Source organism: Paenibacillus sp. GL_099_B (genome assembly GCF_057835695.1).
In genome coordinates this window covers 4564518-4589348 of the sequence record NZ_CM174430.1, presented here as the reverse complement: position 1 = coordinate 4589348, position 24831 = coordinate 4564518, and the positions used below count along the sequence as shown (strand labels likewise).

Annotated in this window: 27 protein-coding genes; 26 read left to right on the top strand and 1 reads right to left on the bottom strand. The window is 47.4% G+C overall.

The features are described 5' to 3' along the window. The first annotated feature begins 39 nt into the window (after positions 1-39). The 3 genes from AC3ITG_RS20750 (at position 40) to AC3ITG_RS20740 (ending at position 3033) form a co-directional block, all read left to right on the top strand. A complete protein-coding gene (locus AC3ITG_RS20750; protein WP_489251226.1) occupies positions 40-1557 on the top strand; it encodes a sugar ABC transporter ATP-binding protein in 1518 nt (505 codons plus the stop codon). Further along, the gene (locus tag AC3ITG_RS20745) at positions 1554-2540 is read left to right on the top strand and encodes an ABC transporter permease (protein WP_024630671.1); all 987 of its coding nucleotides are present in this window, start codon (positions 1554-1556) and stop codon (positions 2538-2540) included. Before AC3ITG_RS20750 ends, AC3ITG_RS20745 begins: the two co-directional genes overlap by 4 nt. Before the next feature lie 220 nt (positions 2541-2760). Then, on the top strand, positions 2761-3033 hold the full coding sequence (locus tag AC3ITG_RS20740; protein WP_413372348.1) for an HU family DNA-binding protein: 273 nt from the start codon (positions 2761-2763) through the stop codon (positions 3031-3033). Between the two features lie 66 nt (positions 3034-3099). Here AC3ITG_RS20740 and AC3ITG_RS20735 read toward each other — a convergent pair whose 3' ends face one another. Then, the gene (locus tag AC3ITG_RS20735; RefSeq protein ID WP_413372347.1) at positions 3100-3261 is read right to left on the bottom strand and encodes a hypothetical protein; all 162 of its coding nucleotides are present in this window, start codon (positions 3259-3261) and stop codon (positions 3100-3102) included. Between the two features lie 147 nt (positions 3262-3408). On the opposite strand from AC3ITG_RS20735, the gene mtrB reads away from it, so the two are divergent. The 23 genes from mtrB to AC3ITG_RS20620 all read left to right on the top strand — a co-directional run bounded on the left by mtrB (position 3409) and on the right by AC3ITG_RS20620 (position 24744). Beyond that, a complete protein-coding gene (gene mtrB / locus AC3ITG_RS20730; RefSeq protein WP_024630669.1) occupies positions 3409-3630 on the top strand; it encodes a trp RNA-binding attenuation protein MtrB in 222 nt (73 codons plus the stop codon). Positions 3631-3728: 98 nt separating this feature from the next. Then, positions 3729-4280: a hypothetical protein gene (locus tag AC3ITG_RS20725; RefSeq protein WP_413372346.1), complete on the top strand. Its 552-nt coding sequence runs from the start codon at positions 3729-3731 to the stop codon at positions 4278-4280. Between the two features lie 101 nt (positions 4281-4381). Then, a complete protein-coding gene (locus AC3ITG_RS20720; RefSeq protein ID WP_413372345.1) occupies positions 4382-5245 on the top strand; it encodes a heptaprenyl diphosphate synthase component 1 in 864 nt (287 codons plus the stop codon). Between the two features lie 15 nt (positions 5246-5260). Further along, positions 5261-5989 carry a demethylmenaquinone methyltransferase gene (locus AC3ITG_RS20715; protein WP_489251225.1) on the top strand — a complete coding sequence of 243 codons (729 nt, stop codon included), beginning with the start codon at positions 5261-5263 and terminating at the stop codon, positions 5987-5989. After that, the gene (locus tag AC3ITG_RS20710; protein WP_413372343.1) at positions 5982-6848 is read left to right on the top strand and encodes a UbiA-like polyprenyltransferase; all 867 of its coding nucleotides are present in this window, start codon (positions 5982-5984) and stop codon (positions 6846-6848) included. The genes AC3ITG_RS20715 and AC3ITG_RS20710 overlap by 8 nt, the downstream gene beginning before the upstream one ends. Before the next feature lie 2 nt (positions 6849-6850). Beyond that, the gene (locus AC3ITG_RS20705; protein WP_489251224.1) at positions 6851-7468 is read left to right on the top strand and encodes a UbiX family flavin prenyltransferase; all 618 of its coding nucleotides are present in this window, start codon (positions 6851-6853) and stop codon (positions 7466-7468) included. A 339-nt stretch (positions 7469-7807) separates the two neighbouring features. Then, positions 7808-8782: a polyprenyl synthetase family protein gene (locus AC3ITG_RS20700; protein WP_053780687.1), complete on the top strand. Its 975-nt coding sequence runs from the start codon at positions 7808-7810 to the stop codon at positions 8780-8782. Positions 8783-8973: 191 nt separating this feature from the next. Then, on the top strand, positions 8974-9417 hold the full coding sequence (ndk, locus tag AC3ITG_RS20695; protein WP_489251223.1) for a nucleoside-diphosphate kinase: 444 nt from the start codon (positions 8974-8976) through the stop codon (positions 9415-9417). Positions 9418-9440: 23 nt separating this feature from the next. Further along, positions 9441-10235, top strand: a complete 795-nt coding sequence (locus AC3ITG_RS20690; RefSeq protein ID WP_489251222.1) for a CheR family methyltransferase — start codon at positions 9441-9443, stop codon at positions 10233-10235. Between the two features lie 246 nt (positions 10236-10481). Next, the gene (gene aroC, locus AC3ITG_RS20685) at positions 10482-11651 is read left to right on the top strand and encodes a chorismate synthase (protein WP_489251221.1); all 1170 of its coding nucleotides are present in this window, start codon (positions 10482-10484) and stop codon (positions 11649-11651) included. A 1-nt stretch (position 11652) separates the two neighbouring features. Continuing rightward, positions 11653-12747 (top strand): 3-dehydroquinate synthase, encoded by a 1095-nt coding sequence (gene aroB, locus AC3ITG_RS20680; RefSeq protein WP_489251220.1) that lies wholly within the window; start codon positions 11653-11655, stop codon positions 12745-12747. A 5-nt stretch (positions 12748-12752) separates the two neighbouring features. After that, positions 12753-13130: a chorismate mutase gene (gene aroH / locus AC3ITG_RS20675; protein ID WP_053780692.1), complete on the top strand. Its 378-nt coding sequence runs from the start codon at positions 12753-12755 to the stop codon at positions 13128-13130. Positions 13131-13644: 514 nt separating this feature from the next. Next, entirely contained in the window at positions 13645-15216 is a 1572-nt protein-coding gene (trpE, locus tag AC3ITG_RS20670) for an anthranilate synthase component I (protein ID WP_489251219.1), read from the top strand. A gap of 86 nt (positions 15217-15302) precedes the next feature. Next, the gene (trpD, locus tag AC3ITG_RS20665; protein ID WP_489254507.1) at positions 15303-16325 is read left to right on the top strand and encodes an anthranilate phosphoribosyltransferase; all 1023 of its coding nucleotides are present in this window, start codon (positions 15303-15305) and stop codon (positions 16323-16325) included. Continuing rightward, complete coding sequence (trpC, locus tag AC3ITG_RS20660) at positions 16315-17106, top strand: indole-3-glycerol phosphate synthase TrpC (RefSeq protein ID WP_413372336.1); 792 nt, start codon at positions 16315-16317, stop codon at positions 17104-17106. Before trpD ends, trpC begins: the two co-directional genes overlap by 11 nt. Then, the gene (locus AC3ITG_RS20655; protein ID WP_489251218.1) at positions 17103-17840 is read left to right on the top strand and encodes a phosphoribosylanthranilate isomerase; all 738 of its coding nucleotides are present in this window, start codon (positions 17103-17105) and stop codon (positions 17838-17840) included. Before trpC ends, AC3ITG_RS20655 begins: the two co-directional genes overlap by 4 nt. Beyond that, positions 17837-19036 carry a tryptophan synthase subunit beta gene (gene trpB / locus AC3ITG_RS20650; RefSeq protein ID WP_063566776.1) on the top strand — a complete coding sequence of 400 codons (1200 nt, stop codon included), beginning with the start codon at positions 17837-17839 and terminating at the stop codon, positions 19034-19036. The genes AC3ITG_RS20655 and trpB overlap by 4 nt, the downstream gene beginning before the upstream one ends. Continuing rightward, positions 19033-19839, top strand: a complete 807-nt coding sequence (trpA, locus tag AC3ITG_RS20645) for a tryptophan synthase subunit alpha (RefSeq protein ID WP_489251217.1) — start codon at positions 19033-19035, stop codon at positions 19837-19839. The genes trpB and trpA overlap by 4 nt, the downstream gene beginning before the upstream one ends. 86 nt (positions 19840-19925) lie before the next feature. Next, on the top strand, positions 19926-21026 hold the full coding sequence (gene hisC, locus AC3ITG_RS20640; RefSeq protein WP_489251216.1) for a histidinol-phosphate transaminase: 1101 nt from the start codon (positions 19926-19928) through the stop codon (positions 21024-21026). Between the two features lie 27 nt (positions 21027-21053). Beyond that, entirely contained in the window at positions 21054-22148 is a 1095-nt protein-coding gene (locus tag AC3ITG_RS20635; RefSeq protein WP_489251215.1) for a prephenate dehydrogenase/arogenate dehydrogenase family protein, read from the top strand. Between the two features lie 730 nt (positions 22149-22878). Continuing rightward, positions 22879-23472, top strand: a complete 594-nt coding sequence (locus tag AC3ITG_RS20630) for an RNA polymerase sigma factor (RefSeq protein ID WP_489251214.1) — start codon at positions 22879-22881, stop codon at positions 23470-23472. Beyond that, complete coding sequence (locus AC3ITG_RS20625) at positions 23469-24104, top strand: anti-sigma factor family protein (protein ID WP_489251213.1); 636 nt, start codon at positions 23469-23471, stop codon at positions 24102-24104. The genes AC3ITG_RS20630 and AC3ITG_RS20625 overlap by 4 nt, the downstream gene beginning before the upstream one ends. Positions 24105-24144: 40 nt before the next feature. Then, on the top strand, positions 24145-24744 hold the full coding sequence (locus AC3ITG_RS20620; protein ID WP_489251212.1) for a histidine phosphatase family protein: 600 nt from the start codon (positions 24145-24147) through the stop codon (positions 24742-24744). The last annotated feature ends 87 nt before the right edge of the window (positions 24745-24831 follow it).

Below are 24831 nucleotides of genomic sequence, written 5' to 3'. Positions count from 1 at the left end.
AGTGATACTCCCGGAGGGGAGCGATTGGAGGTTGGCGTCATGAGTACTGCACCGATTCTGCTTCAAATGGTACATATCCACAAGCAGTTTGCAGGCATTCCTGCACTGAAAGACGTGGAGTTCTCCGTCAAAGGCGGGGAAATTCATGCGCTGCTTGGTGCGAATGGTGCCGGCAAGAGCACATTGATGAAAATTCTGTCTGGTGCCTATCAACTGGATCAGGGCAACATCCAATTAAGTGGGCAAACGCTTCATCTGAATTCACCAGGCGATGCCAAAGCGAGTGGTATTCACTGTGTATACCAGGAGGTGGATGCTGCGCTGGTTCCCCAATTGACAGCTGCCGAGAACATTATGCTGGATCAATTGGCATCGCCTGGCGGAGGTTGGTGGAAAAGTCCGCGGAAACTGCAACAGCGTGCGGCTGAAGCTTTGCAGCAATTAGGAGCGAGTATATCCGTTCACAAAAAAGTAGCTGACCTGACGCTTGCGGAGAAGCAGATGATTCTGCTTGCACGTATTCTGATCCAGGATGCCAAGGTCATTATTTTTGATGAACCAACTGCACCGCTGAGCCAGGAAGAAACGGACGCTTTTTTCCGAATCGTTCATTTGCTGAAGGAACGCGGAGTGGCATGTATTTTCATTACGCACCGTCTTCCTGAAGTTACAAGTCACTGTGACCGCGTTACCGTGATGAGAGATGGACAACATGTGTTTACGGGTGAAGCAAAAGAGCTTACGATCAATGATCTGGTGACGCAGATGCTCGGAAAACCGTTTGAGGAAGAGTTCCCCAAGACAGAAGCACCGGTAGGTGAAGTGTTGCTGGAAGCGAGAGGACTTCGGCGTGGAGTCCGAGTCAAGGGGGTGGACCTGTCTGTTCATCGAGGAGAAGTACTTGCTGTGGTGGGTCTTGTAGGTGCGGGGAAAACGGAATGTTCCCGCTTGTTGATTGGTGCAGATCGGCTGGAGAGTGGAGAGATTCGGCTTAACAATCGAGAACTTCACCTTTCCCAACCTGCTGATGCTGCTGCTCTGGGCATTGTCTCAGTGCCTGAGGAACGGCGGAAACAGGGGATTCTGATTGAGGAAAACGTGGAACGCAATTTGAGCCTGCCTTTGCTTGGACGTCTTAGTAGATTAGGTTTTGTAAGTCGAAAGCGAGAGCGTGAGAATGCGGAATCTTTAGTGCAGCAACTGGGTATCAAAACATCGTCAGTGCGGCAGGAAGTGAAGTATTTAAGCGGTGGCAATCAGCAAAAGGTGGCCATTGGCAAATGGCTGAATGCGGACGCAGACGTCTTTATCTTTGATGAGCCGACAAAAGGTGTGGATATCGGAGCCAAAAGTGACATTTTTCGCATCATTAACGAACTGGCTTTGGCGGGTAAAGCTGTTATCTACTTCACATGTGAACTGGATGAAGGATTGGGCATTGGTGACCGGATTGCAGTCATGTGTGAAGGGACTATCGTTAAGGAATTCAAACGGGGCGAGACTAACCAAGAACAGCTGCTATACTATGCAAGCGGTGGACAAGAGGTGGAAGCATGAAGGATAAATCATTGGATTTTGCGTTCCGTTATGGGGCGATTATCGTTATTATTGGTGTTATAGCATTTTTCGGTATTAAATTGCCTTATTTCTTCACGTACAGTAACTTGACCGATATTTTGGGTTCAATCTCTATCGTGACATTTGTGGCGATTGGTGTTACCTTATCTCTCATTGTCGATGGATTTGACCTTTCGGTGGGGGCAACGGTCTCACTAACTACTGTCGTTACCGCTTCATTAATGATTTGGTATCAGCAGCCGCTGGCAGTTGTCATTATCGTTCCGCTGATTATTGGGGCTGTGATTGGTTGGCTTAATGCCTTGCTGATCGTGAAACTCCGTATCCCGGATCTGCTCGCTACACTTGCCACGATGTACATTATCGGTGGAATTCACAAAACGTATGCTCAAGGGTACACGATCTATAACCATATGCAGTTTCCAGACGGAAGCAAGGCTGCCGGAGAGATGGACCCCACATTTCTGCAGCTTGGGCAAGGAAAATGGCTGGGAATGCCGATTTCGGTCATCCTGCTGCTCATTGCGGTTATCGGTGTGCATATCTTTTTGACGTATACGAAGTATGGGCGCCAGATGTACGTTACTGGGGGGAATGAGGAGGCGGCACGTCTATCCGGAATCAAGGTAAAAAAGGTGCGTACACTCGCCTATGTAGCTGCTGGAGTGTTTGCTGCAATCGGCGGTATTATCTATGCATCCAAAGTGGGTTCTGGACAAATTGATGCGGGTTCTCCGTTGTTAATGGAATCCGTGGCCGCTGTATTTGTCGGATTCTCCGTATTTGGTGCAGGTAAACCAAACGTGATTGGAACATTCATTGGCTCGGTTCTGATTGGTGTACTGGTGAACGGTTTGACTATGATGAATGTTCAATATTTCACACATGATATTGTAAAAGGCGGGGTGCTCGTGCTTGCCCTGGCGGTTACATTTTACGTGTTAAACCGCAACCGCACTTGAAATTGTGTGCTGTCTGTATTAGTATAAAATTTGTTCGGCGTCTGAAACAACCTTTGTTTCAGGCGACATTCAGCCAGAAATGACTGTTGACCGCAGGCCGAGATTTCTGTTCATCACGCTCAAGATGTACGTAGATTTTTTGTGTATGAACGTATATTTCGCTATAAAACGGAAACACAGTATAACATTCAGGACATTGATTCAGGAGGTGAAAAAACAAATGAACAAATCAGACTTGATTACAAACGTGTCTGAAGCGACTGAATTGTCCAAAAAGGATGTAACGAAAGCGGTTGATGCCGTATTCGAAGCAATCTCTGAGGCTCTTCAAAGCGGAGACAAAGTACAATTGGTTGGTTTTGGGAACTTCGAAGTTCGCGAGCGCTCTGCACGTAAAGGACGCAACCCGCAAACAGGTGAAGAAATCGAAATTCCTGCGAGCAAAATTCCTGCATTCAAACCAGGTAAAGCGCTCAAAGACGGAATTAAATAAGATTTCTACATATTCCATATGTCGACAAAAAGACCGTGACTTGTTCACGGCCTTTTCTTTTGTCCTTTAATCATTTTTCTTCCTGCCATCTAGCGACTCCGGGTCATCCGGTTGCTGCGCATAGGCAATCAGAATAAGTTCTTCTCCAGCGGCTGAGGACAGATGCTGTTCGGTTTCTTTTAACTGGTGAATATGCTCGTCTGTCAGTGCTGCGGGAATGTACTTCATAAAGACTCTCCTTTCTGTGGCTGGATAACTTGTAGTATGACCTGGGAGTAACAGATTATTGCGCTCCATTCACATAAGGGCTGGTTGACAAATGAAACAATCTTTATCATCATTAACGCTATTGAACAAGGAGAGGGGATGTGCGTGATGGATCATCCAACCGGCAGTGATTATATCGTAATTAAGGCGGAGGAAAATGGTGTTCAGGTGATCGGCCTTACTCGAGGTCAGGATACCCGTTTCCACCATACGGAGAAGCTGGATAAGGGAGAAGTCATGTTTGCCCAATTTACCAATCATACTTCCGCCATTAAAATCCGTGGAAAAGCCACGCTGATTACTAAGCATGGACAGATTCAGTCGGAATAATGAAAATTGCAGGCATAGCCTGCTTTTTTTCATTGTACAATGAGGTATGAGCCTTTACCGGACAGACTACACTAACAGGTAAGGGCAGGGAGGCATTTATGAAACCGCGGATGATCGTGACTGCTTCACTGCTGGCAACGGTTGCGGCGGTCCTTCTGCTTGTTGCCATACAAACCTTACATATGCGTACCTGGGGCGGTGAAAACGTACAGCCCGTTTCTGCGACGCAGCATCCAGTTCAGCTAACGGAAGACAATCTGGTGGACGTGCTGAGCACCATGAAATTATCGACACCCATTGCCAGGGTGGAGTGGAAACAATCCATTTTGACGCTCGATCTAAAGGTTACCGGAACCAGCACAAGTTACACTGAAATCTATGGTAATATGGCTGCTGTGGCAGATCTGGGATTTCGAAGTCTGGATAACGTGGAACGGGTGATGCTGCGTGTTATGGCAGAGGACGAATGGCTTCACAAAAGACATTTATTGCTCGCTGCCGATTTTCGACGTGGGGAATGGCCGATGTATGCAATCGAAACGCTTCGAGACTGGAACAGTCCGATCCTCTCGAACGAATTAAAGGACTGGTTTCACATGATGGAGACCGAACTTTGGAAGAAGCAATTCGAAATGTCAAGTCAGAGGTAATAGAATAGCATGATTCAGTGCGTGTCCGATAAACATATGCTATAATATATAAGATTGTAGTGCAGAAATGGTTTAACAATGTAAAGGCTCGGAGGCTGAGAATGAATTCATATCGCGTACCCCAACTAGCAAAGAAATATACGGATTACGACATGATTCGACAACATACGGAAATCCCATCATTTCCGGATAGCCGGGCTCGTCTGCTGCAGGTATTTGTGGGCCGCACAGACGAAAAGGTGCATGATGAGCTATACGCTCTCGCAACCTCGCTCGTTCAGTTGGCCATGGATACGCATGATCGAATCGATACGATATCCGGAGAGCGTAGAGAACTGGAGATGCGTTCACGCCAGCTGAACGTGCTTGCCGGAGATTATTTCAGTAGCCGTTTCTATCAGTTGCTTGCCCATGCAGGCAAAATTGAAATGATCGGTAAACTTAGTGGTGCTGTTTCCGAAGTGAATGCACGAAAGATGACGCTGTATGAACGGATGAAAAAGCTTCTCGTTTCGGCTGAAGAATACTTGCGTGAAACAGTACAGCTGAAGATGCAGCTGTTTCTTTCTTTTACAGGCATGATCCGCGATAACGAAGCATCGCTATGGAACGACCTGTTGGCCGAATTCAGCTATTGCGAGGCAATTATGGAAGAGCTGCATCGGATGAATGACGAACAGAATTTTTATCACAGTTATGCTTTCTGGCATATTTACGAGTACGGTAATGACGATGAGCGGAATATGCTGCGTCAGCCGGAGCCGGATACAAGAGCATGGAGTGGTATGGTGCTGAAGTATCGGATCGGCGAGTTTTTGCTGGACAAGCTTCGTGAGTGTACACGCCGTATACAACTGTTGCTGCATGACGAGGAAGATCAACTGGGCCTGCATGAGATCAGTGCAATCCTGGAGCCTTACCTGACGTATTTGCAGCCTTCACATGCGGCAGTAAGGGAAGATTGAGGGGGAGACAGACGAATGGGGAGCGGAGAGACCAAACCTAAAGAAGAATTTGTCCATTCTGTTTTTCAGAGTATAGCCGGTAAATATGACGTCATGAATGATATTCTGAGTTTCCGCAGGCACAAGGCTTGGCGTAAATTTACCATGAAGAAGATGAATATGTCCAAAGGCGATACCGGTCTCGATTTGTGCTGCGGCACGTGTGACTGGACACTCGCCATGGCCCAAGCAAGTGAAACGGGTCACATGCATGGACTTGATTTTAGCAGCAATATGCTGGAAGTTGGACAGACCAAGGTTGATGCTGTAAACCGTCAGAAACAGATCACGCTGATTCAAGGCAATGCGATGTCACTTCCCTTTGAAGACAATTCATTTGATTATGTCACGATTGGATTTGGACTGCGCAATGTACCGGACCTCAGACAGGTTCTGTCAGAGATGAAGCGTGTAGTGAAACCGGGAGGCATGGTAGTTTGTCTGGAGTTGTCTAAGCCGACATGGCAACCATTTAAAGCTATTTATTATTTTTATTTCGAACAATTATTACCGAACATTGCCAAATTGTTTGCCAAACGTTATGAGCAGTATAAATGGCTGCCGGACTCACTGGCACTTTTTCCAGGAAGGAAGGAACTGGCCGACATTTTCGCAGAAACCGGATTGCAGGAAGTGCAGGCCTACCCTCTGACCGGAGGCATCGCGGCACTGCATATTGGAACCAAGGAGAATCAGCATGTTTAGGAAAATTCGCATCTTTTTAGAAATGATCAAGATTGAACATACGCTTTTCGCATTACCTTTTGCATTTATGGGAGCTATCCTCGGTTCCATGGTAGTGAAAGATACATTCCCTACATGGATGCAGATTATGTGGGTATTACTTGCGATGATTGGTGCACGGAGTGCGGCATTTGGTTTGAACCGCATGATTGACCAAGCAATAGATAAGAAAAATCCACGTACTGCAATGAGAGCAATCCCTGCCGGTTTGTTAAAAAACGGTGAGGTAGTTATTTTTGTCGTGGTATCATTTGTATTGTTGTTCTGGGCCTCTTCTAACCTTAATGTGTTATCCATGCAGCTGTTGCCGATAGCTGTATTTATGCTGGTATTGTATTCATATACCAAACGTTTCACCTGGTTGTGCCACGTAGTGCTCGGTATGACCATTGGTCTGGCTCCACTTGGGGGTTGGGTAGCGGTAACGGGTACGATGGATTGGACAGCGATTGTACTGTACGTTACGATTGTGTTCTGGACTGCAGGGTTCGATATCATCTATGCATGTCAGGATCTGGATTTTGATCAGGGCGAGGGTCTTCATTCCATACCTTCCCGTTTTGGTCTTAACAAATCATTGCAGATCGCAAAGTTCTTCCACGTGATTACCGCAATCGGTTTTCTAGCTTTGTTATTGTTGACCGATCTGAGTTGGTGGTATGGTGCCGGAATGCTGATTACTTATGGTATTCTCTTCTATGAGCACTATATTGTATCGCCAAATGACATGAGCCGGGTGCAGACCGCATTCTTTACAATGAACAGTGTGCTCAGCCTGGTTGTATTTACGTTTACTTTAATTGATCTGGCGGTGAAATAAAGATGCAGCAGCCGGACAATAAACGACTAGTTGTCGGAATTACCGGGGCCAGTGGAAGTATATATGGCATCAGATTAATTGAAACGCTGCTTGATCTTGAATACACCGTGCATCTGGTGATCTCCAATGCCGGGTGGCGTGTATTAAAAGAAGAAATGGACTGGGATGTTACGAATCGCGACCGTGTGCTGGAAGAAAAATTCGACGGCCGTGCGGGTTCCCTGATCTATCATCCCGTTAGTGATATTGGTGCCTCCATCGCAAGTGGTTCTTTCCTGGCAGAAGGCATGATTATAATGCCATGCTCCATGGGTACTCTTTCATCCATTGCACAAGGGTCGTCGGACAATCTGATGTCCCGGGCTGCTGATGTCATGATGAAAGAGGGGAGAACGCTGATTTTGGTGCCACGTGAGACGCCACTGCATGCAATCCATTTGGAAAACATGCTGAAGCTCTCACGGCTTGGTGTCCGAATGATACCGGCTATGCCTGCTTTTTATTACAAACCCCAAACGATGGACGAGTTGATTCTATTTCTGGTGGGTAAAGTGCTCGATAGTCTGCGCATCCCGCATCAACTGTTTACAAGATGGGGAGAACCGGATGAACGGGGATAGCTTCTTAGCTTCCTGCAATTTTGAATCTGCTATCCGAATTGCAGGGACAACTTGCTGTCCCCAAATCCCGGGGTATTGGTGAGCGCTGATGGTGATGTTTGAATGGAACCACAGCCTTGACCCATGCTCCGGCAACTTCTGTACTTATGTTTCAGAACAAGTCGCAGAGTTTAATTCCCGGATGTCGGCCTTGACATTCGAAGAAGATTAGTACGTCTCAGAAGAACACAAGCAGGAAAGGCAAGCCCTGGTTTTTCGTTATGCCTGCAGGCCCGACTTGCTGGAGGGGAAGGTAAGCATGGATTTATGGACTGACAATACGCTGACACGGGTGAACGAATGAAACTATTGGATATTTTCGGGTTGTTAAAAAAAGACATGGACTACATTGAAAAAGAGTTGTATCGCAGTGTTCAGGGAGAACAGAAGCTGCTAAGCGAAACGTCACTTCACCTGCTCAAGGCAGGGGGTAAGCGTTTGCGTCCGGTATTTGTGTTGCTCGGCGGGAAATTTGGTACATACGACATTGAACGTCTGAAGCTGGTTGCGGTTCCGTTGGAACTGATTCATTCGGCTTCTCTGGTTCACGATGATGTTATTGATAATGCGGCGACACGCAGAGGTAAACCAACGGTGAAGTCCAAATGGGATAATCGGATTGCCATGTACACCGGAGATTACATTTACGGCAAGGCGCTTGAGATGACTGCGGGCCTGTCCGATCCGGCGATACACCGTATTCTGGCCAAAGCGATGGTGCAGATGTCCATTGGTGAAATGGAGCAAATTCGTGACTTTTTCAATACGGGACAAAGTGTACGTAACTATCTCTTGCGAATTCGTCGCAAAACGGCGCTTCTTATTGCTGTCAGCTGCCAGCTGGGGGCGCTTGCTACTCGTGCGCCGGAACATGTATCTTCGTTGCTGTACACCTACGGTTACAACGTGGGTATGGCGTTCCAGATTCAAGACGATGTACTTGATCTGGTTGGCACCGAGAAACAACTGGGTAAGCCTCCAGGCAGTGATATGAAGCAGGGGAATATTACGCTGCCTGTACTTTATGCATTGCAGGAACCTAACTTGCGTGAACCTTTGCTGGAGGAGATAACCCGCGTCCAGCACGAGGAGGGACGGGCGAGTGCATCAGATGCGATTGGAATGATTCGCCAAAGTCAAGGAATTGCTAAAGCAGAAGCCCTGGCTGACCGATATATGAAGAAAGCGCTCGATGCTCTGGATCAACTGCCTAACATCAAGACCACCAAAAACTTGCGTGATATCGCCCATTTTGTGGTCAAACGTACGCATTAATATGTTTGAACATTACTCTGCTATGAACGGGAATCTTTTCATCAATGCAGTTCCTTGTTTAGCTGTTCTCACTCAAGAAATAACGTTCATGTGATATTCCTCATTGGGAGGATTTGGACATGTATGTTACAATCGAAGGGATTGCGTTTACATAATGAAATAACTTTGAACCGTGAGTGAGGAGTGAGCCTATGGATCGTACATTTTTGATGGTGAAGCCGGATGGTGTGCAGCGTGGTTTGATAGGGCGTATCGTTAGCCGTCTGGAAGACAAAGGATTTAAGTTGGTGGCAGGCAAGCTGGTGCAGATGTCTGAAGATCAGGCCAAACGCCACTATGCTGAACATGAGGGGAAACCGTTCTTCGATGATCTGGTTCGTTTTATCATATCTGGACCTGTATTTGCTATGGTCTGGGAAGGTGACGACATCGTGGCGCTTTCGCGCATCGTAATCGGGAAAACCAATGTAAAGGAAGCGGCTCCGGGCACAATTCGCGGAGATTTCGCCAGCCACACACCGCATAATCTGATTCATGGGGCGGATTCACCGGAAAGCGCCACTCGTGAAGCAGCAAACTTCTTTGCTCCGGATGAGCTGGTAACGTACGACAAGAGCATCGCAGCCTGGTTGTAATTTTTAGCCAGAAGGGTGATACGATGCTGGAGCAGGAACAACTACTAGACCCGGATTACGCCGGATTTATTCGGAAAATCAAAGAGAGCACAGGCATTGATCTTGCTCAATACAAGGAAGGCCAGATGAAAAGAAGGCTGACCACACTTCGTAACAAAAACGGATTTCATACGTTTTCTATCTTTTTTGATGCCATGCAAAAGGACAAGTCCTTGTTTTATGAGTTTCTGGATCGCATGACCATTAACGTCTCGGAATTTTGGCGTAACCCTAATCGCTGGGAAGTACTGCGGGATGAAATCCTGCCTGATTTGCTGGGTCCGAAGCGTGGCTTTAAAGTGTGGAGTGCCGCTTGTTCCACAGGCGAAGAACCTTACACTCTGGCGATGATTCTGGATACAATGGGCATTCTTAAGGGAAGCTCCATTACGGCAAGTGACTTGGATGAAGGTGCTCTTGCCAAAGCCAAGGAAGGGCGTTATATGGAACGCTCGCTAAAAGATGTACCGAAGGAAACAGCAAATCGATACTTCAAGCAGGATGGCTTGGTGTACCGTATTGATGAACAATTGAAAAGTTCGGTCAAGTTCATGAAGCAAAATCTGTTGCTGGATCGTTTTGACGAGGGGTATGATCTGATTGTATGCCGAAATGTCATGATCTATTTTACCGAGGAAGCCAAAAACCTGTTGTATCACAAGTTTGCAACAAGTTTGCGTCCAGGCGGTATTTTGTTCGTGGGCAGTACGGAACAGATTTTTTCCCCGGGGCAATATGGTCTGGAAACAGCGGAAACATTCTTTTATCGCAAAAAATAATTTCAATTATTTTATAACCGTCTGGCGTGCACATGTATATGTGTCCAGGCGGTTATTTGCATAATGGATGAATGGATATTTCTCACACATGTCGGAATCTCAATCAATCACCACTCGAGTCCAATCCATTTTAGGACAAGAAACGACCGACTTTCTTGTCAAAGCCGGTCAGCTATACTATAATAAGCAAAGAAATTATGGGATTTTAGCAATGTGAAGTTTAACAGTTTAAAGGGGGAACGTATTATGAGTTTACGCTATTTAACCGCAGGGGAGACGCACGGACCCCAATTAACCGCAATTATTGAAGGATTGCCAAGCAATCTGAATATTGACTTTGAAGAGCTGAATTTTCAGCTTCACCGCCGCCAGAAGGGATATGGCCGTGGACGTCGCATGCAAATTGAGAAGGATCAGGCCAATTTCGTTGGTGGTATCCGTCACGGATATACAACGGGTGCTCCTGTAGCATTGGTTGTTCAAAATAATGACTGGAAACACTGGCAGAATATTATGAATATTGAGCCGATTGAAGGCAGTGACGAAGAGAAACGTCGCGTTCATCGTCCACGTCCGGGACATGCCGACTTGAATGGTGGGCTCAAATATAACTTGAAAGATTTGCGTAATGTACTGGAGCGTTCAAGTGCCCGTGAGACAACGGTGCGTGTAGCATGTGGTGCTATTGCACGTCAATTCCTTGCTGAATTCGGAATCAAAGTAGCTGGACGTGTGTTGCGTATCGGAGAAATCGAAGCTCCTTATCAAGATCTGCCGATCGATGAACTGATCGAAGTGACAGAAGCTTCCTCCGTTCGTGTAACCGATGCAGAAACCGAGAAGAAGATGGAAGCCTACATCGACCAGATCAAACAGGAAGGCGACTCCATCGGTGGAATCGTTGAATGTATCGTTGAAGGTGTGCCTGTGGGTCTTGGTAGCCACGTACAGTATGACCGCAAACTGGATGCACGAATCGCACAGGGTGTAATGTCTATTAACGCATTCAAGGGTGTGGAAATTGGTATTGGGTTCGAAGCCGGAACGATTCGTGGTTCTCAGGTGCATGATGAGATCGTGCATAGTGAAGAGCGTGGTTACCACCGAGCTACCAACCGTTTGGGCGGATTCGAGGGCGGAATGACTAACGGCATGCCAGTTGTGGTACGTGGAGTTATGAAACCTATTCCTACGTTGTACAAACCACTTCAAAGTGTGGATATCGATACAAAAGAAGCATTTACAGCTCAGGTTGAGCGTTCTGATGCATGTGCTGTTCCGGCAGCTAGTGTCGTTATGGAGCATGTGGTAGCCTGGGAAATTGCAAAAGCTTTCCTCGAGAAATTTGGCGGAGATTCTATGGAGGAAATCCGCACGAACTTTGCCAACTACAATAATCAACTGGAGAATTACTAAGATGCGCCAGCTGACAGTGCAGTTGGAGGAACGCTCTTATCCAATTCTGATTGGCAGCGGCCTGTTGGCTCAAGCGCCTCAATATTTTGAGCAATATGGCTTAACCAAAAAAAGCCCGCTACTCATTATTACAGATGAGCATGTGGCATCCAAATACTTGTCCGATCTGGAACAAACGCTGCGTACGGCTGGTTTTACAGTCGTCTCAGCAGTTGTTCCATCTGGTGAAACATCGAAATCCCTTTCGGTATATCAGGAGATGATGACTGTCGCCATCGAAGGCAAATTGGATCGCAGTTCGGCTATTATTGCTCTAGGCGGGGGTGTAGTAGGGGATCTGGCTGGTTTTGTTGCTGCTACATATATGCGTGGAATCAAGTTTGTACAAGTGCCTACGACGATCCTGGCGCATGACAGCAGTGTTGGCGGGAAGGTAGCTGTCAATCATCCGCTTGCTAAAAATATGATCGGTGCATTCCATCAGCCAGAGTTGGTACTCTATGATGTGGATACTCTTCAAACCTTACCGCCACGCGATGTCTCGGCTGGTTTGTCAGAGATGTTGAAGCACGGACTGATTCGGGACGAAGCTTTTGCATATTGGTGTGAAGAGCATGCGGATGAGCTGCTTGCCCTTGATCCGGAGGCTCTGGGATATGGCTTGGAACGAGGCTGTGGTATCAAGGCAGAGATTGTATCACGTGACGAGCGTGAAAATGGAGAACGTGCATTGTTAAACCTGGGTCATACGATTGGTCATGCTATTGAAGCGATTGCCGGTTACGGCGAATTTTTGCATGGTGAAGCCATCTCGATTGGTATGGCGGGCTCGGCAATGCTCGGCGAGAAGTTGGGAGCCCCAGCAGGACTCTATGACGATACGGTTCGCATGTTGCGTTCATTGCGCCTTCCGGTGACGATGCCAAAACATTTGGATACAGATGCATTAATGGATGCAATGATGCACGACAAAAAGTTCCGTGAGGGCCATATGGTCTTCATTATTCCTGACCGGATCGGTGCTGCCAGAATTGTAAAGGATGTACCGGTTACGGCAGTACGCGACGTCATTGAAATGCTCAAGAAGGGAGATTAAAAGCGATGGTTACTCGGGGAATTCGCGGGGCTACTACGGTCACGCATAATAACGAAGAACATATTTTGAAAGAAACGGCTGTACTTTTGCAGGAAATCGTGGATCGTAACGAGATTACACCCGAAGATATTTGCAGTGTTTGGATTACGATGACTGGAGATCTGGATGCAGCTTTCCCAGCAAAGGCAATTCGCCAGTTGGATGGCTGGGAGCTTGTACCCTTGATGTGTGCGCTGGAAGTTCCGGTTGCAGGTGCCTTGCCACAGTGCATCCGTTTTATGGTACATGTTAACACTGCAAAAGGTCAGAATGAAATCAACCATGTGTATCTTAACGGTGCACAGTCTCTGCGTCCCGATTTGGCGGCACCTTCCAATTCGTAAGATTAGAGTGGTTGTCAAATCATTCGGAATGATGTATAGTGAGAACCAGTTGAGTAGAGTAGAGATTGAGCTGAGAGCAGCTGAGATGAGTGGAGTATATAGCAGAGTCCAGCGGGTGGTAACCGGAGCAACAGAAGCCGGTCAACTGATTCGCGGTACGTCGTGCTACGGAATTATTAGAAACAGGATGAAGGAATGCAAACGTGTCTAGCGACATCGTTTTGTTTAGGTATAACACGACCGATACCCTCATGCACATGCATTTCATGATGAATGAGTGCTATGGGTGAGAATTAGTGTATGCCGGTACAATTCCTTTGTAATTGATGAATTTATAATTCATCCATACAACAGCCTGTGTGATAATTCGGTAAGGATGCATGTATAGGGACTTGTTATTTATGAAGCAGCAACCTGTTGAAACAGCTTATAACCAAACCTCTACCTGATGGTAGAGGTTTTTTTGTTGTATATTTTACTTTTTCGTCTACCTAATTTGAAAGGACGTGATCTGATGATAACGCCAAATGTTAATCAAGTACTGAAAATGTCGAATGAATATAATCTGATTCCGGTAGTCAAACGGATTCTGGCAGACATGGAGACTCCGATTCGGATTTTCCGCCGTTATGCTGACAACGACCGGGCATTTCTGCTGGAAAGTGTGGAGGGTGGAATTCAATGGGCGAGATATTCCTTCGTCGGTACAGATCCGTTCCTGATGATCTCCGCCAAAAAAGGCCGTATTGTGGTAGAAGAAGCGGGACAGATTCGAGAACTGCCAGGCAAACCGATTGAAGAACTCAAAGCGCTGTTGCGTAAGTATCGCAGTCCAAAAGATGATGAACTGCCCCCATTTACAGGCGGGGCCATCGGATTCTTTGGATACGATCTGCTGCAATATTATGAGAAGCTTCCGGCCCACGCGCTGGATGATCTGAAAATGGATGATATTCGCTTCATGTTCTGTGACCAGATTATCGTGTTTGACCATGTGAAGCAGCAGATGCTGCTCGTGGGCAATGTACACGTGAAAGACGGTGCAACGGATGATGATATCCGTCAAGCCTATGCTTTAACTTCTGAGAAGCTGGAACAGGCGGCTGAACGCTTGCAGCAGCAAGGACCGGGGGAGAACCTGAACCCGCGTTCCATTCCAGGAGACGTGGAACTGGGGGATATTCGATCCAATCTCACGAAGGAACAGTTTATCGGGAATGTAGAACAGGCCAAAGAGTACATTCGGGCAGGAGATATTTTTCAAGTGGTATTATCCCAACGTTTCCATATTGATACCGAAGTTTCTCCGCTGCATGTATATCGCGTGCTTCGGACGTTGAATCCATCACCCTACATGTATTATCTGAAGATGGACGATGAAATTATTGTGGGCACTTCACCGGAAGCTTTGGTAAAAGTGGATGGAAACCGCGTAGAGACACGGCCGATTGCGGGAACTCGTCCAAGAGGAGCTACGGAAGCAGAAGATCGTGCATTGGCCGCAGATCTGCTGCAGGATGAGAAGGAACGTGCGGAACATCTGATGCTTGTCGATCTGGGACGTAATGATCTGGGACGTGTGTCTAACTTCGGAAGTGTGAAATGTGACATGTTCATGGAAATTGAACGATATTCCCACGTCATGCACATGGTGTCCAACGTTACAGGTGAGCTTAGAGAAGACAAAGATTTCTTTGATGCATTTCTTTCATGTTTACCAGCGGGTACGGTATCCGGTGCGCCGAAGCTGCGTGCGATGGAGATTATCGCGGAACTGGAAAAAGAAGCACGGGGTGCATATGCAGGTGCTATCGGTTATCTTGGTTTCTCGGGAAACATGGACTCCTGTATTACAATCCGAACGATTATTTTCAAAAAAGGAAAAGCTTATGTGCAGGCTGGAGCCGGAATCGTATGGGATTCGGTGCCTGAGAATGAATATGAAGAAACAGTAAATAAAGCCAAAGCGCTTCTGAAGGCGATTCGTACAGCAGAAGCGATGTTTCCTGCCAAAGAGAAGGATCACACCTTGAAACTTGCCAACGCCGATTATTTTGTTACCCCAGCCACGGCTGCACAAAACTGAGAGAGGAGAGACCGGAAATGAATATGAACCCAGTCATGAATGAAGAATCCAAGCGATCCGCAAATGAAGTTAGTCATGCGGAAGGCATGAAGAATGGCCTTGCCAAAATTTTGGAGGGAAGCCATCTGGAGCAGGCAGAAGCGCGCGACTTGATGTACTCCATCATGAGAGGTGAGGCCACTCCGGCTCAAATCGGAGGTTTGCTTATGGGCTTGCGGATGAAGGGGGAAACGGTGGATGAAATCACGGGGTTTGCCGAAGCCATGCGTGGACAGGGCGGACGGATCCTGACCGACGGCAATGGACTGCTGGACACCTGTGGAACAGGTGGTTCAGGTATTCATAAGTTCAACATTTCAACGGCATCGGCCATCATTGCTTCAGCAGTTTCTGTCCGGGTGGCGAAGCATGGCAATCGCTCTGCCTCAGGTAAGGCGGGCAGTGCGGATGTACTTGAAGCATTGGGCGTGAATATTCATCTGGACGGAGAGCAGGCGAGACAATGTCTCGATGAGATCGGAATCTGTTTTTGTTTTGCTCAGGTGTACCACCCTTCTATGAAACATGCTGCTGCACCAAGAAAAGAGCTGGGTGTGCGTACGATCTTTAACATGCTCGGACCTCTAACTAATCCTGCGGGAGCGGATCGACAATTGCTTGGTTTATATGACCGTAGCCGGACACCGATGATCGCTGAAGTGCTTAATCGTCTGGGGCTGAAAAGAGCTTTGGTCGTAGCGAGTCATGATGGACTGGATGAAATCAGCATCTCCGCACCTACACAAGTATCCGAACTGCGTAATGGTGAAGTGCATACGTATGACATTGATCCACATGACATGGGATTATCGTTACATCCGCTGGAATCGGTTCTTGGAGGAGATGCGGCTCAGAATGCCGAAATTATTAAAAGGATCTTCCAGGGAGAACGGAGCGCATACCGCGATGTCGTTTTGTTAAATGCCGGGGCGTGCATCTATGTATCCGGTCTAGCCAATACCATTGCAGAAGGTGTGTTGATGGCGACAGAAGCTGTAGACTCCGGCAAGGCTGCCGAGAAGCTTGAACAGTTAATTCATACAACGGAGGCGTACAGTCATGTATCTTGATCGAATCGTAGCAACCAAACATAAAGAAGTTGAAGTTCTCGCACAAACATTTCAGATGGACGATGCGCTGAAAAAGATAGAGACATTACCCAATACTCGTGGATTCGAACGTGCTTTATCAGAGAGACGTAACCGTAAGCTGGGTCTCATTGCCGAAGTGAAGAAGGCTTCTCCGTCCAAAGGACTGATTCGTCCTGATTTTCATCCAGTAGAAATTGCTTCCGCATACGAACGGGCTGGAGCAGATTGTATATCCGTATTGACCGACGTTTCTTATTTCCAGGGAAATAGCGAATACTTGCAGGCCATTCATGAAGCTGTGAACATACCGCTACTGCGCAAGGATTTTATTATAGATGAACGACAGATTGCCGAGGCGAGGCTGCTTGGCGCGGATGCCGTTTTGCTGATTGCGAGTATTCTGACACCCGAACAGATGCGTCAATATCTGACATTTGCTAAAAGTCTGGGCCTTGATGCATTAATTGAAGTCCATGACCGAGCTGAACTGGAGCAAGTACTCGATATTCCGCAGGCAACACTTGTGGGCATCAACAACCGCAATCTGAAAACGTTCGAAACGAGTCTGAACACCACGTTAGATTTGATGAACTTGATTCCGGATGGTGTAACATTAATCAGTGAAAGTGGAATTGACGGTCCTCAGCCATTGGAATCTCTTATTGAGGCAGGTGTGCATGGTATCCTTGTTGGGGAGCATCTGATGCGCAAGGACGATGTTGAGGCTGCGGTATATGAACTAATGGGACCAAAAGCATGAATGCAATCAATCATGACGGCACAAGCAGCAGAGACGTGAATCTGCGAAACCGGCCGGCAGCGGCTGTAAAAATATGTGGACTTCAGGACGTTGAAGTGCTAAAATCGATGATAAACTTGCCTGTGGATTACATTGGTGTTGTTTTTGCCCCATCCCGTCGCCGTATTACACCTGAACAGGGTGCCGAGCTAAGAACGGTTCTCTTGGACTGGACGATGTTCGGTCGGCCGAAGCTGGCGGGTGTTTTCGTGAATCCTACGCTCGAAGAGCTGGAAAGCATCATGCAGATTTCACGCCTGGATGTCATTCAGCTGCATGGACAGGAATCGCCGGAATTTTGTGAACAGGTGAAGCAGCACTTCGGTAGCGAAGTGTTCAAGGCTTTCTCTTTTCCCAAAGATGAAACAGGTTCATTAGCTGACGATACTGCCTTGCTGGCACTTGATCCATATAAAAATGTGGTGGACGCCATATTGCTCGATACGTTTGACCCGCTCTATGGAGGGGGCTCCGGTAAAACCTTTGCCTGGGAACGAATTCCTTTCTATGCCGAATGGGCAAGAAAACATGGAATCGCGTTGTTCGTGGCAGGAGGTTTACAGCCGGATAATGTGCAACAATTGATACAGACATATACACCGGATGGCGTCGATGTATCCAGCGGCGTAGAGTCCGAAGGTGTGAAGGATATTGCAAAAATTACAGCATTTGTAGAAAGGGTGAAGCAGGCATGACACATCAATTGCCGGATCAACACGGGCGTTTCGGTCCCTTCGGAGGCCGCTTTGTACCTGAGACACTAATGAACGCTCTGATCGAACTGGAGGAAGCGTATAGCCACTTCTCCGAAGACGAGGAATTCAACAAGGAACTGAATTACCTGCTAAGCGAGTATTCTGGACGGGAAACGCCTTTATACCATGCAGAGCAATTGTCCCGCCGCTTGGGTGGACCCAAAATTTATCTGAAACGTGAAGACCTGAACCATACGGGAGCTCACAAGATTAATAACGCTATTGGACAGGGATTGCTAGCCAAACGGATGGGGAAAAAGAAAGTCATCGCCGAAACGGGTGCAGGACAGCATGGCGTTGCCACGGCAACAGTTGCTGCATTGCTGGGGCTTGAATGTAAAGTGTTTATGGGTGAAGAAGATACGCAGCGACAACAGTTGAACGTATTTCGGATGAAGCTGCTTGGGGCGGAAGTCATTCCGGTGACATCTGGCACGAGGACATTGAAAGATGCAGGTAACGAGGCGCTCCGCTACTGGGTTAGTAATGTGGAAGATACCTTCTATGTGCTTGGATCGGTAGTCGGTCCTCATCCGTATCCAATGATGGTACGTAACTTCCAGCGAGTGATCGGTGATGAGACACGGCGCCAGATTCAGGAGATTGAAGGACGGCTGCCGGATGTGATTGTTGCAGCTGTAGGCGGCGGAAGTAATGCAATCGGCATGTTCTATCCGTTTATTGGCGATCAGGATGTGAAGCTTGTTGGTGTTGAAGCAGCAGGTAAAGGGGTGGACACCGAGTTCCATGCGGCTACGATGAGCAAAGGCACACATGGTGTATTCCAGGGTTCGATGAGTTATCTACTGCAAGATGAATATGGACAGGTTCAGCCAGCTCATTCCATTTCAGCGGGACTTGATTATCCGGGTGTTGGTCCCGAGCATTCCTATCTCAAAGATATTAAACGTGCAAAATATGTTCCGATTACGGACCAGGAGGCATTGGATGCCTTGCAGTTGCTGAGCCGGACAGAAGGCATTATTCCCGCTTTGGAGTCAGCCCATGCTGTTGCGCAGGTCGTCAAGCTTGCGCCTGAACTCAGCGCTGATGATATCGTTGTGATCTGTCTTTCCGGTCGTGGTGACAAAGACGTTGAATCCATTATGAAATATACAGGAGGGGACTTGGCATGAACCTGATGGACCAGACCTTCCAGCAATTGAAAGAACAGAACCGGACAGCACTTATTCCATTCCTTACGGTTGGAGATCCAGATGTGGACACCACGGTGGAAATCATTAAGGAATTGGAACAGGCAGGGGCGGACATTTTGGAGCTCGGTGTTCCCTATTCTGATCCGCTCGCGGATGGACCGGTAATCCAGCGTGCTTCCGAGCGTGCATTGAAAAGTCAGATCACCATTCGGACTTGTATGGAGACAGCAGCAAGAGCGCGTGCTGCGGGTGTAAAACTACCTTTTGTACTGTTCACCTACTATAATCCAGTGTTACAGACGGGACTAGATGTATTTTTTGACGAGTTGATCAAACATGAGATCAGTGGCATGATCATCCCAGATCTTCCGATTGAGGAAGCTGAGGATATGCGACGCCGTGCGGATGCTGCGGGTGTGCATTTGGTTCCGCTCGTAGCCCCTACGTCCAACGCGAGAATCGAGCGTATTGTCACGGGAGCACGTGGTTTCATCTATTGTGTCTCTTCTCTGGGTGTTACGGGAGAGAGAGCATCCTTTTTCGATGGGGTAGAGAGCTTCATTGAAACTGTAAAGAGCCTGACGGATCTCCCGGTCGCTGTTGGCTTCGGCATTTCTAGTCACGAGCAGGTAGCTCGTTTCTCCCGTATCTGTGACGGCGTTGTTGTAGGCAGTGCTATCGTTCGTCAGGTGGAAGAAGCCATACCTCTTCTTGGAAACCCGGCTACGCGTCAGGCGGGACTGTTGCAAATTCGCAACTTTGTGGCACAATTAAAAGGATAGGGATTCAATGATGTTACATCCCCGGGGCATGCTCAGCACAGGCTGAGGCATGTCCATAACTATTTCAATAACAGGAGGCGGTCGGGTTGAAACCGAAGTCCCAGATTGTCAATCTGCCTGTATATAAACCGGGCAAACCGATTGAAGAAGTGAAACGTGAACTGGGTTTGGAGCAAGTGATCAAGCTGGCCTCCAACGAGAATCCATATGGAAGTTCGCCTGCTGCGCTTGAAGCGATCACCAGAGAGCTCGTCAATGTAAGCATATATCCGGATGGCAGTTCCACGGAACTGACTGAAGTGCTGGCGAAGCATCTGGGAGTGGAACGGGATAATCTGATCTTTGGTTGTGGATCGGATGAGATTATTGCGTTGATCACTCGTGCATTCTTCCTCCCCGGAGACGAGAACATCATGGCCGACCAGACGTTCTCTGTTTACAAAAGTAACGCTGACATCGAAGGTGCTGTCAGCATTGAAGTGCCGCTCAAAGATGGAACTCATGACCTGACTTCCATGCTGGCGCAAATCAATGATAAGACCAAAGCAGTCTGGGTGTGTAACCCCAATAATCCAACGGGTACAATTATCTCTGAGCAGGAATTGACGGCATTCATGGATCGTGTACCTTCTCATGTCATGGTTGTGCTGGATGAAGCCTATTATGAATTCGTAACGGATGAGGCGTATCCACAAAGTGTTCCTATGATTGAGCGTTATCCTAACCTGGTTATTTTGCGGACATTCTCCAAAATCTATGGACTGGCTTCATTGCGTATTGGATACGGTATTGCACGCCCGGAAGTGATCGATCTTATCAACCGCGTGCGTGAACCGTTCAACACTTCACGTTTCGGTCAGGCTGCTGCGAAGGCTGCGCTTGAGGATCAGGCTTTTGTCCAAGAGTGCGCGGAACGTAATGCGGTAGAACGAGAATATTTGCAAAATGAATTCACGCGGTTAGCACTGCCGTTTTTCCCTTCACAGGGTAACTTCATCATGGTTAATCTGGACATGCCTTCTGCAACGGCGTTCCAGTCACTATTGAAACAAGGCATTATTGTTCGTCCTGGATTCCATGTATATCCAACATACATACGTGTGTCCGTCGGAACATCAGAACAGAATCGTGCGTTTGTCACGGCACTGGAGAACACGCTGGCTGAGAAGGCGGTAGCACGCCCTTAAATCTGGCGATGAAAAGAGTGAGGACCCATGAAACTAAAAATTGCAATGATCGGTGTAGGGCTCATCGGCGGTTCACTGGCGCTTTGCTTCAAAGGCAAGCCTGGTGTAACGGTGATGGGCTATGCCCATCTGCCTGAACTGAAGGACAAGTACATAGCGAGTGGTGTAGTGGATGATGCTACGCTCTCTCTGGAGGAAGCGGTACAGGATGCCGACTTTATTTTTTTGTGCGTACCTGTTGGGCTGCTCGAATCCTATTTTGAACAATTGGCCAAGCTTCCCTTGAAAAAGGGATGTATTATTACGGATGTAGGAAGCACAAAGGCGTCTATCGCAGCCTGTGCTGAGCATGTCCGCATGAGAGATGCATACTTTATCGGCGGTCATCCGATGGCCGGATCTGAGCGTGCAGGTGTGGATGCAGCCTCGGCAGTGTTATTCGAGAATGCATACTATGTCTTGACCCCTTCTGAATATGTACCTGAGGAAGCTTATGACAGGTTATCTGATCTTCTTGCGTATACACGTGCCCAGATTGTTCGTGTAGAGCCGCTGCTGCACGATGACATTGTGGGAGCGATCAGTCACTTGCCACATGTAATTGCAGTTGCGCTGGTGAACCAGGTGCGCGAATATAATGAATCGAACCCTTTGTATAAAATGCTGGCTGCAGGCGGTTTTCGGGATATTACCCGGATTGCCTCCAGTGATGCCATTGTATGGAGAGATATTCTGCTGAGCAACCGTGAGGTGCTGCTGGGCTTGCTGAAGGACTGGAACGGCCAAATGACGGCTTTCACCGAAATGCTGGAGCAACAAAATGGTGAGGGCATTGAGGAGGCGTTCCGTCAGGCACGCGAGTTCCGCAGTGTGCTGCCAGAACGACGGAAAGGCATGATCTCGTCGTTGTTTGATCTGTATACGGATGTACAGGATGCACCGGGGATGATCGGCAAGATTGCCACCGAGCTTGGGGCGAATGATATTAACTTAAGCAACATGGAGATTATTGAGAACCGGGTCGATGTGCCGGGAATTATGCGTTTGTCGTTCCGGCAGGAAGAAGAAATGGAACGTGCCAAAACGTTGCTGGATTCCCTGGGGTATCAAGTGTGGATTTAGGTTATTGGAAGGGGGCGAAAGCCCTCTTTCTTTGTGTTGAAAACCAGTTGTTACAGTACATAACCTAAAAAAGGACAAAAAAAAGACCGCTTACATAAGCGGCCATTGCTCACGTGGAGCAATACAGTTATTGGATAGGAGTGGAGAGAAACCATACTGTACTTTTATTATATGTATACGTTTTCATTTTGTCAACACTTTGAGTAAAATTGTTTGAAATAATTATAACTTTCGTAAATTAAGGAAATATAATCCTTGCATAAAGTGGGATAGATCTTCATTTGGACAATTGCTTGATGATCGGAAATAAGGTTGAATGGTGCAATTGAGAAAAATATATTATAACGAAATTCTTCTGAAATTTTAAATTAATTCTTTAATCGCACAAACTTTTTGAGGCCTTCGTTCGTCCAATATAAGAGTGGCTTCACAAAAGGGACCAAATTGAAGTCATGGACGAGAAAATAGCCGCATAATAATGACTGGTCGGGCTTCAATGGAAGCTATGGATTTGCCAGGATGATGCAGACCGTTGTACAATAAATACTGTTAATGTAGAAACGTTGGGGAAATTGCCATTACATAGGGGAATTTGGCGGGAAGGCCTGTTTTGGCGCTGAACGCTGTTTTATGCGGTGAAAACCGCAACTTTTTTGTGCCTGTTCGGTAATACATGGATAGAGTCGAACGGGGAGAAGCACATGGATGGGCGAGGAGGGGTCGCACTCAAATGACGGATTCCCAGTTGATTCGAGAGATCAAGGAAGGTAACCTGGAGTTATATTCCGAGCTGATGAGTCGTTATCAGCGTAAAATACTGGCTTTCGTATATCATATGTTGAAAAGTTCTAATATGGAGCTGCTTGCGGAAGATCTCTGTTCTGAGACTTTCTATAAGGCGTTCCGCAGTCTGCACTCATTCCGAGAGGTGGATGCCTCGTTCTCAACCTGGTTATATACCATTGCGAGAAATACGGTACTGAGTGAGCTTCGCAAACAGCGTACTGGGAGTGTTCCACTTGAAGAGAGCGGTTTTGTACCCATTGCTCCTTCTGAGAATGCGCCAGAGTATGCTGTTTTGCGCAGTGAGCGGGTGATGCTGGTTAGGGAGGCAATTAACAATTTACCGGAGAAGCAGCGTTCTGCCATTATACTCCGAGAGTATGATCAACTAGATTACCAGGAGATTGCAAATATTCTTGGGCAGAGCGTCAGTTCTGTAAAATCGTTATTGTTCAGAGCAAGGTCAAGCGTAAAAACTCAATTGGAACCTTATTTCTTCGAACCGGTCTACGAGCCATATGAAGGGATGAAGAACAGATGAATTGCAATGAAGCCCAGGAACTGTTTGCACTGGTCTGGGACTTACCGGAAGCTCATCCTCAGCGATTTGCATTTCATGCTCATCTCGCTGGTTGTGAAGATTGCTCGCAGCAATTTGAGGTTTGGGAAGAAGCTCAAATTCTGCTGCACAGCATACCGGTCCCAGTGACAGAACAACAGGCAGAGAAAGTGAACCGTAATGTTATGGACCGGATCTATGCGGAGTCTCCATGGCTATTGCCGGAAGAGGCAAAGGTTAATCGTTTCTCTGCTGTGATCCGCAAGCATATGTCTTTGTGGATTGCTGCGTTCCTGGCAATTTTCTTATGCAGCTTTCTGTACATGGCGATGTTTAAGCCAGATGTATCAGAAGCTGAGCAGACCAGCGTGGTCTCTACGGGTATTTTGGAGACAGGGGTAGCGGGCAGTGAGCCTTCTTCCTCCGGATTGTACAAGTACAACATGACGGGAGCGGACAGAGGGAGTATTATTGAGCCCTTTGTTGTGAGCATGGGCCCAGCGTATCCTCAGTACTGGATGGCGTTGTCATTGCTTGCAATAGGTATGGCTCTGTTCTCTCTTGGACGTATGCATCGTACAACGAACAAACGCAAACAAGGTGCACGTGCTTAGGTAAAGCTTTCGTTCACCGTATAGAGAAATGAGGGATGAGATGCGGATTGGGCTTATTCGTCACGGTCTAACCGACTGGAATGCGGCAGGACGTATTCAGGGACAGACAGACATACCTCTGAATGCGGAAGGTCGTGAGCAAGCTGAGCGCCTGGGTAGACGTTTGCTTACCGAAGAGTATCGCTGGGACCACATCATTACGAGCGGGCTGTCCAGGGCTCAGGAGACGGGAGAGATTATCTCCGGGCTATTGAATGTTCCTTTGCTGGAGCCGGATGCACGCTTGAAGGAGCGTGGCTTTGGTCAAATTGAAGGTCTGACATCCCAAGAGCGTGTTGCTCGTTGGGGCGCTTCCTGGGAGACGCTTGATTTGGGACAGGAACAGATTGCTGATATTCAGACACGTGCTTTGGGCTTTCTGGAGGATTTATGGGAGGCTCATCAGGACCAAAATGTGCTGATTGTGTCCCATGGCGCCTTTCTAGCCAATCTGCTGTCAGCTTTGTATAAAGACCGCTATACGGAACGAATTGGAAACCTGTCGCTTACGATCCTGGAGAAGGAACGTGAAGATTGGAGACCATTGCTATATAACTGTACACGACACCTTTTATTGGATCTGGCGAAACAACCTGAGTAATTAACTCAGGTTGTTTTTTTTGCGTTATAGCAATGTCTATAGAGATTGCTATAAACATTTAGACAAGAACGGAGAGGACAGAAATAA